Source organism: Paenibacillus sp. IHBB 3054 (genome assembly GCF_051594305.1).
Classification (GTDB): domain Bacteria; phylum Bacillota; class Bacilli; order Paenibacillales; family Paenibacillaceae; genus Paenibacillus_AQ.
Window position 1 is genome coordinate 290,103 of the sequence record NZ_JBOFBG010000002.1, and the last position, 15,055, is coordinate 305,157.

General features: G+C 47.9%; 19 protein-coding genes. All 19 read right to left on the reverse strand.

Annotated elements, in window-relative coordinates; genetic code table 11:
- Positions 1-6: 6 nt before the first annotated feature.
- Positions 7-1,101, reverse strand: coding sequence for a flagellar biosynthesis protein FlhB (gene flhB, locus ACQ76X_RS04970; protein WP_438491994.1), 1,095 nt, complete (start codon positions 1,099-1,101; stop codon positions 7-9).
- A gap of 22 nt (positions 1,102-1,123) precedes the next feature.
- Positions 1,124-1,909 (reverse strand): flagellar biosynthetic protein FliR, encoded by a 786-nt coding sequence (fliR, locus tag ACQ76X_RS04975; RefSeq protein WP_438492114.1) that lies wholly within the window; start codon positions 1,907-1,909, stop codon positions 1,124-1,126.
- 10 nt (positions 1,910-1,919) lie between these two features.
- Positions 1,920-2,189, reverse strand: a complete 270-nt coding sequence (fliQ, locus tag ACQ76X_RS04980) for a flagellar biosynthesis protein FliQ (RefSeq protein WP_438491996.1) — start codon at positions 2,187-2,189, stop codon at positions 1,920-1,922.
- Positions 2,190-2,211: 22 nt separating this feature from the next.
- Positions 2,212-2,979 carry a flagellar type III secretion system pore protein FliP gene (fliP, locus tag ACQ76X_RS04985; RefSeq protein ID WP_076110099.1) on the reverse strand — a complete coding sequence of 256 codons (768 nt, stop codon included), beginning with the start codon at positions 2,977-2,979 and terminating at the stop codon, positions 2,212-2,214.
- Positions 2,976-3,503, reverse strand: coding sequence for a flagellar biosynthetic protein FliO (locus ACQ76X_RS04990; protein ID WP_038593494.1), 528 nt, complete (start codon positions 3,501-3,503; stop codon positions 2,976-2,978). Before ACQ76X_RS04990 ends, fliP begins: the two co-directional genes overlap by 4 nt.
- 9 nt (positions 3,504-3,512) lie before the next feature.
- Complete coding sequence (locus ACQ76X_RS04995; protein ID WP_019910416.1) at positions 3,513-3,878, reverse strand: response regulator; 366 nt, start codon at positions 3,876-3,878, stop codon at positions 3,513-3,515.
- A 26-nt stretch (positions 3,879-3,904) separates the two neighbouring features.
- Positions 3,905-5,209 carry a flagellar motor switch phosphatase FliY gene (fliY, locus tag ACQ76X_RS05000; protein ID WP_438491998.1) on the reverse strand — a complete coding sequence of 435 codons (1,305 nt, stop codon included), beginning with the start codon at positions 5,207-5,209 and terminating at the stop codon, positions 3,905-3,907.
- A complete protein-coding gene (fliM, locus tag ACQ76X_RS05005; RefSeq protein ID WP_038593500.1) occupies positions 5,199-6,197 on the reverse strand; it encodes a flagellar motor switch protein FliM in 999 nt (332 codons plus the stop codon). The genes fliY and fliM overlap by 11 nt, the downstream gene beginning before the upstream one ends.
- 39 nt (positions 6,198-6,236) lie before the next feature.
- Entirely contained in the window at positions 6,237-6,704 is a 468-nt protein-coding gene (locus ACQ76X_RS05010) for a flagellar basal body-associated FliL family protein (protein ID WP_038593503.1), read from the reverse strand.
- Entirely contained in the window at positions 6,701-6,925 is a 225-nt protein-coding gene (locus ACQ76X_RS05015; protein WP_038593507.1) for a flagellar FlbD family protein, read from the reverse strand. Before ACQ76X_RS05015 ends, ACQ76X_RS05010 begins: the two co-directional genes overlap by 4 nt.
- Before the next feature lie 84 nt (positions 6,926-7,009).
- Positions 7,010-7,828 carry a flagellar basal body rod protein FlgG gene (gene flgG, locus ACQ76X_RS05020; protein ID WP_438492001.1) on the reverse strand — a complete coding sequence of 273 codons (819 nt, stop codon included), beginning with the start codon at positions 7,826-7,828 and terminating at the stop codon, positions 7,010-7,012.
- Between the two features lie 123 nt (positions 7,829-7,951).
- Complete coding sequence (locus ACQ76X_RS05025) at positions 7,952-8,335, reverse strand: TIGR02530 family flagellar biosynthesis protein (RefSeq protein WP_076110103.1); 384 nt, start codon at positions 8,333-8,335, stop codon at positions 7,952-7,954.
- Positions 8,332-8,823: a flagellar hook assembly protein FlgD gene (gene flgD, locus ACQ76X_RS05030; RefSeq protein WP_438492003.1), complete on the reverse strand. Its 492-nt coding sequence runs from the start codon at positions 8,821-8,823 to the stop codon at positions 8,332-8,334. The genes ACQ76X_RS05025 and flgD overlap by 4 nt, the downstream gene beginning before the upstream one ends.
- 28 nt (positions 8,824-8,851) lie before the next feature.
- The gene (locus tag ACQ76X_RS05035; RefSeq protein WP_438492004.1) at positions 8,852-10,447 is read right to left on the reverse strand and encodes a flagellar hook-length control protein FliK; all 1,596 of its coding nucleotides are present in this window, start codon (positions 10,445-10,447) and stop codon (positions 8,852-8,854) included.
- Between the two features lie 22 nt (positions 10,448-10,469).
- A complete protein-coding gene (locus tag ACQ76X_RS05040) occupies positions 10,470-11,417 on the reverse strand; it encodes a MotE family protein (protein WP_438492006.1) in 948 nt (315 codons plus the stop codon).
- Between the two features lie 18 nt (positions 11,418-11,435).
- Positions 11,436-11,879 (reverse strand): flagellar export protein FliJ, encoded by a 444-nt coding sequence (gene fliJ / locus ACQ76X_RS05045; RefSeq protein ID WP_438492008.1) that lies wholly within the window; start codon positions 11,877-11,879, stop codon positions 11,436-11,438.
- A 6-nt stretch (positions 11,880-11,885) separates the two neighbouring features.
- The gene (fliI, locus tag ACQ76X_RS05050) at positions 11,886-13,199 is read right to left on the reverse strand and encodes a flagellar protein export ATPase FliI (protein ID WP_438492116.1); all 1,314 of its coding nucleotides are present in this window, start codon (positions 13,197-13,199) and stop codon (positions 11,886-11,888) included.
- Positions 13,192-14,046 (reverse strand): FliH/SctL family protein, encoded by an 855-nt coding sequence (locus ACQ76X_RS05055; RefSeq protein ID WP_438492010.1) that lies wholly within the window; start codon positions 14,044-14,046, stop codon positions 13,192-13,194. The genes fliI and ACQ76X_RS05055 overlap by 8 nt, the downstream gene beginning before the upstream one ends.
- Positions 14,039-15,055, reverse strand: coding sequence for a flagellar motor switch protein FliG (fliG, locus tag ACQ76X_RS05060; protein ID WP_038593531.1), 1,017 nt, complete (start codon positions 15,053-15,055; stop codon positions 14,039-14,041). The genes ACQ76X_RS05055 and fliG overlap by 8 nt, the downstream gene beginning before the upstream one ends.

Consider the following 15,055-nt stretch of genomic DNA (forward strand, 5'->3'; position numbering starts at 1 on the left):
CCCGGCTTATCTCCTCTTACCTTTAAGCTTGTATACATAGGCCAGCACTTCGGCAACCGCCTGGAACAGATCGGCAGGAACGACATCGCCAATTTCTGCTCTTTGGAATAATGCCCGTGCCAGCGGCTTGTTCTCCATAGTCACAACACCATGCTCCTTAGCCAGCTCTCGAATGCGGAGCGCCATATAATCCTGGCCTTTGGCTATAATCTGCGGAGCGTCCATTTTGGAACCGTCATATTTAAGGGCAACGGCAAAGTGCGTAGGATTCGTAATGATCACATCCGCCTTTGGCACTTCCTGCATCATCCGCTGCATTGCCATTCGGCGTTGGCGCTCCCTGATCTTTCCTTTAATTAAGGGATCGCCCTCCATCTTTTTGTATTCATCTTTAATGTCCTGCTTGGACATTTTCAGACTTTTTTCATGTTCGTACTTCTGGTATATATAGTCGAGAATTGCCATAATGAACAATGCAGCTGCTATTTTGATGCCAAGATTCATGGTCATCTTTGCAGTGAAACGGTATACACCCTCCGCATTCACATGTGAAAGAGCGGCAAAACTCTCTTTCTCTCCCCAAAGCGTGCTGTAAACCAGATAGGCAATCAGCACCAGTTTAAAGACCGATTTCAGGAATTCCACAAACGAACGCATGGAAAATATATTTTTGAGCCCCTTGATTGGATTAAGCTTGCTGAACTTAGGCGTAATCCCCTCACCTGAGGCCATAAAGCCAACCTGTGCAAAATTTACGACTAGTGCAAGTAAGAAGGTAATCCCGAGCAGTGGGGCCAGCAGAATCAGTATCTGCAGACCATACTCGTTGAACATCTTGGACACATTTTCCGCTGTCACTTCCATCATCATGCGATTCTGAAAAACATCCAAATATAGACTCATAAAACGTTCTTTCATGAAACTTCCGAACATCGTCAGACTAAGCAGCGCCGAAAACAATACAACCGCACCGGAAAGTTCGGCACTTTTGGCTACCTGACCCTTTTTACGGGCATCCTGACGTTTTTTCGGGGTGGCTTTCTCTGTCTTGTCCCCCCCAAAATGCTGAAGATCCAGTTTATATCGTTTCGGCTTCGGCATTACACTCTCTCCTTACAGTCACCTAAGGACTCTTCCCCATAAGCCCCAGCAAATTTTGCATGGACTCAAACATAATGTCGAAGAGATTCTGGAACAACGCAGCCAGACTCGGCATCAGAATAAGAAGCAGCGAGAGACCTATAATAATTTTGAGCGGTACCCCGATGACGAATACATTATATTGCGGAGCGGTTCTTGCCAGAAAGGCTAAACCGATATCCGTAAGAAACAGTGCGGTAACCAAAGGTGCCGACATTTGAAAGGCCAGCATAAAAGATTGGGCAAAAGAGCGAACCAGAAATTCTGAAAGGCTGCCATTGATCATTTTGACAAACAAATCGTTATCTAGAGGTACCCAGTTATAGCTGTATACGATCGCATTCAGCAAGTAATGATGTCCATTCATGCTCAGAAACAGCAGCAGGGCGATCATGTACTTAAAGTTACCTATGATTGGGGCTGATGCTCCAGTCATTGGGTCAATGACGTTGGCAATCCCAAATCCGATTTGAATATCAATGAAGGATCCGGCCGTCTGAATCGTCATAAACATCAGATAGCCGATGAACCCGAGCAGCAAACCTATCAACGCTTCCCTGGCCACTAGCAGAATGTAGGTGAGGTCCTGCGGAACAACAATGCCGGTCCCCCTTGAGCTGAAGACAACTAAGGCGACAAAAAAGGACAATCCGATTTTGAAAGTTGCCGGCAGACTCTGAGAAGAAAACACTGGTATTACAACAAAAAAGGCGGAAATTCGACAAAAAATCAACAGAAAGACGGGAAAACTTTGCAGAAGGGTCTCCATATCCATAGTCTTAACCGATATACATGTAGAGACTGCCCAAAATTTGACTGGTGAAGTCTACCAGCTTCGTAATGATCCAAGGGCCGAACAGCAATAATGCAAGCATTACGGCAACGATTTTGGGAACGAACGCAAGCGTCTGCTCCTGAATCTGGGTTGTAGCTTGGAAAATACTGACTATCAGTCCTACCACCAGACCAAGAATCAGCATGGGAGCGCTTGTTTCCAGCACCAAATATACGGCTTGGCCGGCTAGACCGATAATAAACTCCGTATTCATCCCTTATGCCTCCTCTTATACGTCAGGTGTTAAAACTCATCAGCAGTGATTTTACAACTAAGTACCAGCCGTCTACCAGTACGAAGAGCATTATTTTGAACGGTAATGAAATCATGACCGGAGGCAACATCATCATCCCCATGGCCATCAGTGTACTCGAAACTACAATATCAATGATCAGAAAAGGTATAAAAATCATGAAGCCCATCGTAAACGCCTTTTTCATTTCACCAATGGCAAAAGCCGGCACCATCACTGTCAACGGAATATCATTGTACGTGGCGGGTTTGACCGTGGCATTGTTGCCCGTGTAATTCATAAACAAAAGCAGATCTTTGGTGTTCGTCTGTTTGAACATGAATTCCTTCATCGGTTCGGCTGCTTTGTTAAGCGCTTCGGACTGAGTTAAGGTACCTTTCATGTACGGCTGCAGCGCCGTTTCATTCACCTGTGCAAGTGTAGGCGACATTATGAAGAGAGTAAGAAAAAGCGCCAATCCTACAAGCACTTGGTTCGGAGGCATCTGCTGTGTACCGAGTGAGGTTCTGACGAAACCCAATACGATAACGATCCGTGTGAAGCTGGTCATTAGAACAAGAAAAGCCGGGGCTACACTCAGAACTGTCACAAGTAGCAGAATAGAGATGGAACTGGTACCCCCGCTGCTTGAGCCGTTACTGTCGCCTACTTGAATATTAATGTTCGGTATAGGATCAGCGTGTATCGGATGCAAAAGCAAAACACTGAACATACCGAGCAGCAGAAAAGAAAGAATCAGCTTTTTTTTCATAAATCCCTCGACTCATCTTTAAGTGCATCATCCCGGAGAAGCTCTTCCATTTTTTCGTTGCGCTCAGGTGCAAGTGCAAGCTTGGATTGCAGGGTCTCATAAAAAGAGGATGTTTCACTAAGTTCGATTTCCTGAGATGGAACCTCACCGCGCACCTTGGCTTTGATTTTTGAAATGAGCGGCACCAGAAAGTTGTTCTGTCCTGACGACTCTTCTTCAAACGTAGAAATGATAAGTGCCACTTCCGCCGGGTCCGTGATTTTATCCAGCATGGATATATTCTCACCGACTCCGATCATGTAGAGACTGCCGCCGATTTCAATAATCTGCACAGACTTATTGGGGCCCAGTCCGAGCGCACCCAGCGTTCGGATGGAGCGCCCGCTCATTAACGTCTGATTGCGGCGGCCAAGAAAGCGGATCAGCAGCACTATAAGAATGACGATTGCCGCAAGGACAAAAATAACGTTGAGCAAATTCAGCAGGGGGTTACTGTTTCCCAGCGGTTCGCTGTTAGCCGGCATGTCTGATTCCTACACGCCCAGCGTTTTGTTGATTGCTTCAATAACACGGTCTGCCTGGAACGGTTTAACGATAAAGTCCTTGGCACCCGCTTGAATCGCGTCAATGACCATAGCCTGCTGACCCATGGCTGAACACATGATGACCTTGGCATTGGCATCTACTTTTTTAATTTCTTTAAGGGCGGCAATTCCGTCCATTTCAGGCATGGTAATATCCATCGTGATCAGATCCGGACGCAGTTCTTTAAACTTCTCAATAGCCTGCGAACCGTCCTGGGCTTCACCCACTACCTCAAATCCGTTCTTTGACAAAATATCCCGGATCATCATTCTCATAAATGCTGCATCGTCCACGATTAGAATTCGGTTAGCCATTTTTAAAAAATCCTCCCTAAGTATGCTTATTGTAATTTTTGAATTCGGTCCCACTGGCTGACGATATCCGTAACGCGAACTCCGAAGTTTTCGTCGATAACTACGACTTCACCCTTGGCAATGAGCTTGTTGTTCACCAGAATGTCAACAGGCTCACCAGCCAGCTTGTCCAGCTCGATAATCGAACCTTGCGACATTTCCAGAATATCTTTGATCTGCTTCTGGGTCCTTCCTAATTCTACGGTCACTCTCAGTGGTATGTCCATCAATAAATTTAAATTATTTTCATCAATATTGCCAAAGGCTCCTGCGCTAAGATTAGCGAATTGAACAGGCTGTACATTTACATTGCGTCCAAGAGGCGGCGCCTGCGGTGGAACCTGTCCGTAAGGCATTCCCTGAGGCGGTACTCCATATGGCGGCACGCCCGGCATTCCATAAGCGGGCATTCCTGCCGGTGGATAATAATAGCCTCCTTCAGGCATCCCCGGATAAGGCGGCATTCCCTGAGGCGGATATTGCGGCGGCACTTCACCAGGTCCAGGCGGTGTCTGCTGCACTGGAGGTGCTGCAGGAGCCTGTGTAGGTGCAGGCGCTGGTGCAGCAGACTTATCCGCTGTCGACACAGCCGCTTCCTGATCCGCCTGGCTGACATCACCGAGCAGCATGCTGACCATATCCTTGGCGAACTGAACCGGCAAAAGCTGCATAATTGTGGAGTCGATAAGATCCCCGATCTTCAGACGGAAGGAAATTTGAATCAAGGTTTCGTCATCTGGAAGACTGCCTACCCCTTCTCCACTCGACATATTCAGGATATCAATTCCCGGAGGCGAGATGTTGACAAACCGGTTGAAGATCGTTGACATGGAGGTAGCAGATGAGCCCATCATCTGGTTCATTGCTTCCTGCACGGCGCTGATATGAATTTCATTTAGCTCTTCATCCTTGGGTTCTCCTTCACCGCCAAGCATCAAGTCGGCAATGACTTGCGCATCCCTGATCTTGATTACCAATGAATTAATGCCTTCAAAACCATCTACGTACTGTACATGTACCGCAACATGAGGTTTAGGAAAAGCTTCCTCAAACTGCCCACGGGTAATGATGGACACTTGCGGAGTCGTAATATCAACCTTCTTACCCAGCAAAGTGGAAAGTGCAGTCGCTGCACTGCCAAAAGTAATATTGCCGATTTCCCCCAGCGCATCCTGCTCAAATGGTGTCAGGTAATCATCAACTGTCTTTTCCTGTGGTTCCATTGAGCCTCCCGCGGACTGTCTGAGAAGAGCATCGATCTCTTCTTGGGATAAATAGTCTTTACTCGTCAAACTCTTCAGCTCCTTCACTGACAATCTCGTCTATTTGTACAGCTACACGCTCTTTAATCATCCCTGGACTTCCAATGAATTTCAGCTTGTCCCCTACTTTGATCGACAGCCCGGAATCCACGGTCTTATTGAGAGAGATTACGTCGCCGACGCTAAGCCCGAGAAATTCAGCTATGGATAATCTGGATTCACCCAGCTCTGCAACTATAGGCAGCTGCGCCCTGTGAACTCTCGAACGGATAGATTCAAGTTCAACCTCGTCCCGCACCTTCTTCTCAGAAACAAACCATTGGTGCACGGACAGCCTTGTCATAATCGGCTCCAGTACGACATGAGGGATACATAGATTGATCATCCCGGTAGTGTCGCCTATTTTGGTGCTTAACGAGATCAGCGCAATCGTTTCATTCGGTGATACAATCTGCATGAACTGCGGGTTCGTCTCCAGAGCTTCCATCCGTGGATTAATATCCAGAACCGTCTTCCAGGCTTCCTGTAGACTTTCAAAGCATCTGCTGAAAATTCTCTCCATGATGGTTGTTTCAATTTCGGTCAGTGCATTAATCTTGCTTGGTGCCGTTCCAAAACCGCCCAGCAGCCTATCAAGCATGGCAAAGGCAATATTCGGATGCACCTCCATGACCATTCGTCCCTCCAGCGGTTCCGCTTCGAAGATATTCAAAATCGTCATTTTTGGAATGGAACGGATGAACTCATCATAAGGGAGCTGCTCTACTTGAACGACACTGATCTGCACAAAGGTACGCAATTGGGCCGAAAAGTACGTCGTAAGATAGCGGGCAAAGTTATCATGAATCCGCGTAAGGCTGCGGATATGATCTTTCGAGAAGCGCACGGCCCGTTTGAAATCGTAAGAGCGGATTTTTTTCTGGGTTTCTTCTTTTTTAAGTTCGTCGGCATCCATTTCACCGGATGAAAGTGCGGCAAGCAGAGCATCAATTTCATTTTGTGATAGTACATCAACCAATTCAATCACCCCCCATCAAACAATTAAACCCGCCAGCAGCTAAATAGAAGCCATAATGAATTTAGTGAATTCGATCTGGGTTATAGACCCTTCAGTCAAATTCTTGTTGATTATATTCACCAGCTTGCTGCTGATTTGATCTTTGCCGCTAGCACCATTGAGATCCTCTGGCTTGGTATCGGCAATCGCCTTAATAATTAGCGGCGTGATCTTAATAGCTTTTATCTTTTCGAATTCTTCCTTGGACTTCGCTGTATCCAATTGGAACGCGATGTCTACTGAAAGGATGTAATCGGGATCGGCAAGATTAGTTTTGATATCGGTGATTTGCGCCGTCAGTTCGACGATTTGATCAGCACTCATTCTGTTGGTTTCCACATTTTGAACTGCCGCTTTCACATCATTCGCATCGCTTGGGAAAATCTTATCCATTAGTAAAAATGCAGCTACTACGATGAGTGTTACCGCAAGTAAAATTGTAATGAGCCACGGCATCATCTTTTTCATGAGAGCTCCTCCATAGACTGGACTTTAATGGTGGCAGCATATGTGCCTATGTCCCTGTTATAATCTCGGATCTTACGTATGACCTCATCGGCTTTTTCAAGCACGATCAGTCTTTTTCCGGTTACCAGTGTAATGTAAGTATCCGGGCCTTCCTCTACCATTTCTACCAGCAAAGCATTTAAAAACATTGGCGTTCCATTCAATCTTGTTACCGAAATCATAACAGGCCTCCTAACAAAAATAGGGGGAGGAGTTCCTCCCCCAAGACTTCACAATACAGCAAGTTTATGATTATGGTTTAAAAATTAACGCTTAAGGTTAACAACTTCCTGAAGGACTTCATCAGAAGTTGTAATAATCCGTGAGTTCGCCTGAAAACCGCGCTGGGTTACGATCATTTCAGTAAACTCACCCGTCAGATCGACATTGGACATTTCTAGCTGACCGGAGACGATTTTCCCTGTACCTGCTTCCGCATCATTCGGAGTCGTTATCACAAGCTCACCATCGGCATTCGCATTCAGTGTCATGCGATACAGATTGCCGCCGATTTTCTCCAAACCTTGCGGATTGCTTACTTTAGCCATACCGATTCTAACGCCCGGCTCAGTTGTTCCGTCAGCCATCGTCTGTACGATGGTGCCGTCGCTCGAGATTGAGAATGCCGTTACCTCCGGAGCAAGTTGAATAGCCTCGCCCTCGGAACTCAGAACATGCAGTCCATCGGAAGTGATCAGGTTGCGGGCTGCATCCATATGGAAATCACCGGCACGGGTCAGAAAAGGAGTCTCCTGATCATCCGAAAGTCTAACCACGAAGAAGCCGTCTCCGTCAATCCGCAGGTCGGTAGGATTGTTGGTAGTCATGGCACTGCCCGCCAGATGCATGGTGTCTACGGAACCGATGCTTACTCCAAGGCCAATCTGCTGCGCATTGACCCCGCCTTGACCGCCTTCAACCGGAGCAGTAACGCCTGATACGGTTTGGCTCATGATGTCCTTGAACATTACGCGGCCCGATTTGAAACCGACTGTGTTCACATTGGCGATGTTATTGCCGATGACATCCAGCTTGGTTTGAAATCCGCGCATACCTGAAACACCTGAATACATAGATCTTAACATGATTAATATCCTCCCGGATTATAGAGTCAGCTGACCCATAATTTATAATGTAATTCATAATTGAGCTGTAGACACGTCAGTCGGTCGGCGTCTACTCCGGCTCTCCCGATAGGACCGGCCGGTTTATGAGATAATAACTGCACTATCAATTTGTGTGAACACATTGTCCTTCATAGAGCTTCCATCCATAGCCGTGACTACAGTACGGTTAGGCACACTGACGATTAGAGCCATATCCTTCATTAATATCAAGGATTCTTTGCTACCCTTGGCTGCAGCTTTATCCACTGCCGAAGAGATCTCATCCAATTGACGGGTTCCAAGTTCAATCCCCCGTTGCTCCAGTCGTTTCGCGGCATGATTGCTGAATTTCAGTAAATTCCGCTGAAGCACACTTTCAAATGAAGCTTCTGTTTTGACCGTATTCTTTGCTGCCTGCTGTCGCTGTAGAGCCTGCGGATGTACACTTGAGGGATACAGTTGTCCTATAGTCAACCTGTCGCTCATATTGTCCCCCCGCTCTCCCCGGCGTCGCCTTGAGTCTTGTCGCTCACAGTTTCCACTTTAGATGCTGCATTCTGGATTTGTGTAATATCGGTTAAAGCAATTCGCTCGGTGCCTACAACTGCATATTGCACACCCTTATTGACAACGATGGATTCCACATTTCCTGTCTTTGGAAGTTTGGTTTCCGTATCATTCCAGGTGATATCCTTGCCGATCAATCCGGAGACCGAACCAAGCGACTGACTCATAGCCGTCATTTGGGTCGAAATATTCATAAGTTGCTCTACCGATGAGAATTGAGCCATCTGGGCGATAAATTCTTTATCCTCCATAGGCTGCGTGGGATCCTGATTCTGCAATTGAGTCATGAGGATTTTCAAGAACTGATCCTTGCCCAGGACGGAGCTGCCTGTTGTTTTCTTGCTGCTGTCAGGAACTACATAATTCCATTGATCTTTGGTAGTCGTTATCGGAGTCGTTGATTCCATTTCATTTCACCTCACTTTTTTTCAAAAATTAAGCTTTGGCTGAGAAGCCTCCGCCTTCGTTACGGATATCCTCCTGGCCGTTTGCTACCCAATCCTTCCATTCCCCATTAAGCTCTGCGGCAAGCACCGCATCAGCAATTTCCTCACGACGTTCCTTGGAGCGACCATCCTGCTGTTGCCCTCCGGAAGCCGATTGACGTCCCTGCTGCCCGTTGAACTGGGAGAGAAGCGCTGAATTCTGCGAAACTTCCAATTTCTCGACCTGAAGTCCTTGAGACTGCAATGCGCTGCGCAATTGACTCATCTGCTGCTCAAGCATATCTTTGGCTCCGGAATGCTCAGTCAAGAACTGGGCAATCAAATTGCCGTTTTGCATCGTAATCTTAACATCTACTTGTCCCAAATTTTCCGGAAAAAGCGTAATTGTAGCTTCAGCTACCCCGCCTTTTTTTAGAATTTCAAGTTTCCCCGTGATCATTGTGTCCATTTCTTGAGCAAATTGATGAACGGGCACTTGGACTGTCGCTGCCTTCAGCGGCGCTGTAATACCGCCTCTAAGCGACAATTGTCCTGCAGTCACGACATTGTTCTCATCTGCAGTCCCATTGATCTCGGGCAAAGCTTCTTCTAAAATTCCGGCTGGTTTAACCTCCGCTCCAGTCTTGGAGGCCGGTGTTGTGATCACCTCTGCCGCAGCAGCACCTGTATTTGTTACAGGCGTAAGCGGATCTGCGCTCTCAACGTTAGCGGCAGTTGTGGCGGCAGCATTGCCGACAGTTTGTACAGGTGCCTTGGCTTCGAAATGAAATACAAGCTTGTTATTCTCTGCAGCAGCCTGTTGTTTCAAAGTCACAGCAGGAGTATTGCTAAGGATCGTTGCCTCTACCGTTTTTGCCTTATTGTCCGGTATAGAAGTTCCTGCCCGAGTTAACTCTTTAGCAATAACGTTATTTTCTACGGCTGATCCCTCCGCATGGATAACTGGTTTTGATTTAAGTTTACTCTCAGAAACGGCAGCTTGGGCCATAATGACCGTGAGCTCGTTCAACAGCTCAATACCCTCGGCCGCATTTTTTTCATTCCCGGTAACGGACGACTGCTGAATCAGATTCACTAGACTAGTAAGGTCATCCTGAACAACAAAACGCACAGTCTCTGAATTCTGGGCAAGCGGAGATAAGCCCGATGCAGGGTCAATGTCCATGTTTGCTGCACCAGTCTCAGCAGGGTTGTTACTGCCGGACAGCAGTGCCGATACCTGAATCAGCCAGCCTTGCAGGGCAGCGAGCAAAGCAGGGTCAGTGCTGATATTGTCATCCAGCTTCTCAATATCCTGCAAAAGCCCTTCCAGCTGCTTAGAGCTCTCGGAACTTTCTGCATCCTTACCGCCCAGCGATTGACCAGCTTCTTCCCCCGTCGAGCTTGCGCTATTCAGCAAACCCTGCAGCAAGGAAGCCAGATTGCCCAGTAAAGGCGTCTCTGTTTCCTTTGCAGTTCCTCCAGTCATACTCTGAACTAGAGTCTGGGCAAAAGGCATTGCCGTTGTTGTTCCACTCGCAGCAGAAGAAGTTCCTGCCGATGTTGTCAGGTTACCGCCAGAAAGTGATGGAACGACTAAATTCATTTTTTTCACCTCCTTTCAAGTGTTATTTACCACCCATCAGCCGATTTACAATTTTGGCAGTTTGAGCGCTGTTTTTCTTCGTCATCTCGCCTAAGATCGAGGATCTTACACTGTCGCTCACCGTGTTCAATATCGTAATCACCTTATCAGGGCTAATACTGTACATGGAACCAAGCAAGGTTGCCGCTTCTGTCGCAGGCATGGACGTGAATGTCTGGCTGAGCTTGTCCTTATTGAGATTAGCGCTTGAAGTTGTTGTGGCCACACTAGCCTCATTCTGCTTCAACCTCGATTGAAGGGCTGCAATAGCCATATCGGTAGAATCTGTCGTTTCTTTTAGCTTAATCGAGACATCTGCAGCCTTTTTAGGATCCATTTTTTCCAGAATCGCTGTTTTGCTGGCTTTACTCATGGCGCTGAAAACTTGAACCATTTCTTCAGTAGTTAAATTCTCCATAATCGGAGCTGCCTTGGAGGCTTTCATTCCCGCATACAGTTTGGCTAATTCAGCGACCTTCACTTCATACGGATCTTCTGTCTCCTCAGGAGCAACCTCCGCAGCTGCAGCTTCTTCCTTCATACCGTCAATCTGCTTTTGGAGCGCCTGAACCTGTGTTTCCTGAGTCTTTTTTTCTTCGATCACCTGCTGCAGCTGTTTGGCCTGCTCAGCAACCTGGGCCTTAAGTTTTTTGATCGTTGTTTCCGAACTTGCCTCCTGCTCTTCGCTTTGCGCTTCAGGATCAGCGGCAGTCTCGCTCCCCGGTTCGGCGGGAGGATCAGGAATCACCTTTTCGATAAAAGGGATCTTGTTTCCGATTGCCAGCACGTTGTTGCGGATATCCATATTAAATAGAGTCAACAACACACCAAGCAGTACGAGAGTGAATATGATCGGAATCATTAAGAACAAAAACCGCTCGAATTTACCTGCTGACTCTTCATTTTCAAATTCCATATCATTGTTAGCCACTAGCGGAAACCTCCCGGGTTAGAGGGATTTCATCGCGAAGCGGACGGTAGCCATCTCATCCAGTTCGTTTTGTTCCCGTAAAATCATATTCTGCTGAAATGTAGTTTGAGCCTTGTCTTTGGCTTTCAGCCAGACCTTCTCGTCAAGGACCTTAGTACTAAGATGATCCTGCTTATGCTGCACCTCTACATGAGCCCGGCGGATATCCAAATGCTTGCGGGCGATACAGGTATCCAGATAGTCCATGTAAACCTGCATCTCTCGTATCTTGGCCATCGGTGTCTTTTGTTCGGCTGCACTTTGCAGGGACAGCATCAGTGTGCTGCGCTGAGAGATTAATTCATCAAGACTTTTTTCCTGGGCTTGCAATTCTCCGAGCGCACTTGAAAGCATCCACTCTGCCTGTGTTTTTTCGTTGCCTTTCAAGTCCACAACTTTTTGAAAAGTATAATGGAACCTCACTGCTGATCAACTCCTCGAGAACTGTGAAATTAATGATTGTTGAACCTCGGCCAGCGTCACTTTTTCGTTAACTTTCTGTTTCGTGAAATCCCAGATGCTGTCGATATAATGTATCGACTCATCAATCTGGGCATTGGAGCCTCTCTGATAGGCACCGATATTGATCAAGTCCTCTGAATCCTTATATACCGCCATAAGTCGTTTTACATTCTCGGCCGCGTCAATTTGCTCCTCGGGAGCAATATCCTTCATTACACGACTGATGCTGGCCAGTACATCAATTGCAGGAAAGTGACCTTTATTGGCGATATTCCGGTTGAGCACAATATGTCCGTCGAGTATACCCCGCACAGCATCGGCAATGGGTTCATTCATATCGTCACCATCCACCAGCACTGTGTAAAAAGCGGTAATGGAACCTGTTGGCCCTGTTCCCGCCCGTTCCAGCAGCTTGGGCAAACTGGCAAATACGGAAGGAGTGTAACCTCTCATTGCAGGAGGTTCGCCTACCGCCAGCCCTACTTCGCGCTGTGCCATGGCGTAACGTGTTACCGAATCCATCATCAGCATCACATTCAGTCCACGGTCGCGGAAATATTCAGCAATCGTTGTGGCGATCAGTGCACCTTTGATCCGGATGAGAGCCGGCTGGTCGGATGTTGCAACAATAACTACCGAACGCTGCAGGCCTTCCGGCCCTAAATCACGTTCAATGAAATCCAGCACTTCCCTGCCCCGCTCCCCGATAAGGGCAATTACATTCACATCCGCCGAAGTATTGCGGGCGATCATGCCCATTAGAGTACTCTTGCCAACGCCGGAGCCTGCAAAAATCCCAACCCGCTGACCTTTGCCGATCGTAAGCAAACCGTCGATCGCCCGGACGCCAATACTGATGGGCTCAAGCACCCGGGGACGGTTCAGCGGATTGGACGGAATATTAAAGGTTGAACTGTGCGGCATCCGCGCCGGGATCAGCGAGCCGTCGAGCGGCTGGCCCAATCCGTCAAGCACTTTGCCAAGCAGTTCAGAGCCAACCTGAACACTCAGAGGTTTGCCTGTACCTACAACATCACAGCCGGGGCCTATCGCCTGCAATTCTCCAAGAGGCATCAGCAGCACTTTATTATCGCGGAAGCCTACAACCTCAGCCTGCAGCGGCTTATTGCCTTTTGAAGGATAGATGTAGCAGACATCACCGATGCTGGCATCCGGCCCTTCTGACTCAACCATTAGCCCGATCACCTGGGTAACCTTCCCGTTAATTCTTACAGGATCGAAATTACGCAGCTGTTCTTTATATCGCCCACTGTCAAGCATCGCCTTCCCCATTTCTGTGCTCCTCGGTGTCCAATGCGATTCGAACCAGCTCTTTCTTGATTTCTGCAAGCTGAGTGTCAATCCGTGCATCAATGCTGCCGAAGGAAGAGCGGATCACACACCCAAGATCCTTGACCGTGGAATCAGGCAGGATTTGAAGTTCGGCCTGCGAATCCACCGCCAGCGCCAATTCTTCCCTGGCCGCATTGACGAAAGCGAACTGCGCAGGTGAAACGCAGAGGGAGATAAGTCCCTGTTCACGTTTGCGGGCCAGATTCTTGCGGATCAGATCCAGTGCGAATTGCGGCTCAACCGTCAACTGCTTGTCCACAATTTTCTCGGCGATACTGCAGCTAAGCTCCACCAGGAAAGGTTCAGCTTCCTGAATAATGACGTCTCTCCCGCGGTATGCTTCTTGAAGAACATTACGTGCTTCTTCCATCATCTCCGCAAGCTTTTGCACCATATCCTGTTCAGCCTGTGTGACGCCTTCCTGATAACCTTGCTGAAACGCCTCGGCCTTGATAGCTTCTATAAGATGCTCATCCTGCTCCCTGCGCTGCCGCCACCATTCCTCAGCTTCATTCCGTGCCGATTCCACAATATTCTCAGCTTCCTGCGATGCGTTCCGGACCTGTCCTTCAGCGAACTCCTGGGCGTCCTTCAGCATTTGCTTGCGTGCTTGCTCTGCCTCTTCACGGGCCGGGTCCTGATATTGAACCTCTCTTGCTGCTGCTGTTTCTTCGTGAGCCGGCTCTACAACAAGCCCTGCATGCTGCCTGGCTTGTTCCAGCCGCTTAAGCACATCTACGGGAACATATTGAGAATGTTTAATCAGCTTAGACAATGATGTCATCTCCTCCACCACGGGCGATGATAATTTCACCTGACTCTTCGAGTCTGCGGATCGTGCCTACAATACGGGTCTGCGCTTCCTCAACATCACGCAACCGCACCGGACCCATATATTCCATTTCCTCGCGGAAGCTTTCGGCCATCCGTTTGGACATGTTGCGGAAAATAACATCGCGTACTTCTTCGCTGGCCACTTTGAGAGCAAGCTGCAAATCCGCATTTTCGATATCCTTAATAATGCGCTGGATGGAACGGTTGTCCACATTGACAATATCCTCGAATACGAACATCCGTTTTTTGATCTCCTCGGCCAGCTCCGGATCCTGAATTTCCAAGGAATCCAGAATCGTACGTTCCGTACCCCGGTCAACACCGTTCAGGATCTGTACGATAGATTCGATACCGCCTGCATTCGTATAATCCTGCGTTACCGTTGCAGAAAGCTTCTGCTCCAGCACGCGTTCGATTTGCGTAACGACCTCTGGTGAAGTACTATCCATAATCGCGATTCTTCTCGCAACTTCGGCTTGCTTCTCTTGTGGCAAGGAAGAAAGAATGGAAGCTGCCTGCTCAAACTGCAGATAAGATAATACAAGGGCAATGGTTTGTACATTTTCATTCTGGATAAAGTTTAATATTTGATGCGGATCAGCTTTACGTGCAAAATCAAAAGGTCTGACTTGCAGCGTTGCCGTCAGGCGGTTAATGACCTCCATAGCCTTGGTTGAACCAAGCGCTTTCTCCAGAATCTCCTTGGCATAGTTGATACCACCTTGAGAGATATATTCTTGAGCGAGGCATATTTGGTGAAACTCGGACATGATTGACTCTTTCTCGCCGCTGTCCACCTTACGGACATTGGCTATCTCCAGAGTCAGTTGTTCAATCTCCTCGTCTCTTAGATGTTTGAATATTTGTGCCGATACCTCAGGGCCTAGTGTGATAAGCAGGATCGCCGCTTTTTGGCGGCCGCTGAGACCCTGCTGGCTAGCTTTTGCCAT

Bases quoted from the DNA above. Each gene is read 5' to 3' on its own strand.
- flhB (WP_438491994.1), bottom strand. From the start codon at position 1,101: ATGCCGAAGCCGAAACGATATAAACTGGATCTTCAGCATTTTGGGGGG.
- fliR (WP_438492114.1), bottom strand. From the start codon at position 1,909: ATGGAGACCCTTCTGCAAAGTTTTCCCGTCTTTCTGTTGATTTTTTGT.
- fliQ (WP_438491996.1), bottom strand. From the start codon at position 2,189: ATGAATACGGAGTTTATTATCGGTCTAGCCGGCCAAGCCGTATATTTG.
- fliP (WP_076110099.1), bottom strand. From the start codon at position 2,979: ATGAAAAAAAAGCTGATTCTTTCTTTTCTGCTGCTCGGTATGTTCAGT.
- ACQ76X_RS04990 (WP_038593494.1), bottom strand. From the start codon at position 3,503: ATGCCGGCTAACAGCGAACCGCTGGGAAACAGTAACCCCCTGCTGAAT.
- ACQ76X_RS04995 (WP_019910416.1), bottom strand. From the start codon at position 3,878: ATGGCTAACCGAATTCTAATCGTGGACGATGCAGCATTTATGAGAATG.
- ACQ76X_RS05010 (WP_038593503.1), bottom strand. From the start codon at position 6,704: ATGAAAAAGATGATGCCGTGGCTCATTACAATTTTACTTGCGGTAACA.
- ACQ76X_RS05015 (WP_038593507.1), bottom strand. From the start codon at position 6,925: ATGATTTCGGTAACAAGATTGAATGGAACGCCAATGTTTTTAAATGCT.
- flgG (WP_438492001.1), bottom strand. From the start codon at position 7,828: ATGTTAAGATCTATGTATTCAGGTGTTTCAGGTATGCGCGGATTTCAA.
- ACQ76X_RS05025 (WP_076110103.1), bottom strand. From the start codon at position 8,335: ATGAGCGACAGGTTGACTATAGGACAACTGTATCCCTCAAGTGTACAT.
- flgD (WP_438492003.1), bottom strand. From the start codon at position 8,823: ATGGAATCAACGACTCCGATAACGACTACCAAAGATCAATGGAATTAT.
- ACQ76X_RS05035 (WP_438492004.1), bottom strand. From the start codon at position 10,447: ATGAATTTAGTCGTTCCATCACTTTCTGGCGGTAACCTGACAACATCG.
- fliI (WP_438492116.1), bottom strand. From the start codon at position 13,199: ATGCTTGACAGTGGGCGATATAAAGAACAGCTGCGTAATTTCGATCCT.
- fliG (WP_038593531.1), bottom strand. From the start codon at position 15,055: ATGGCAAAAGCTAGCCAGCAGGGTCTCAGCGGCCGCCAAAAAGCGGCG.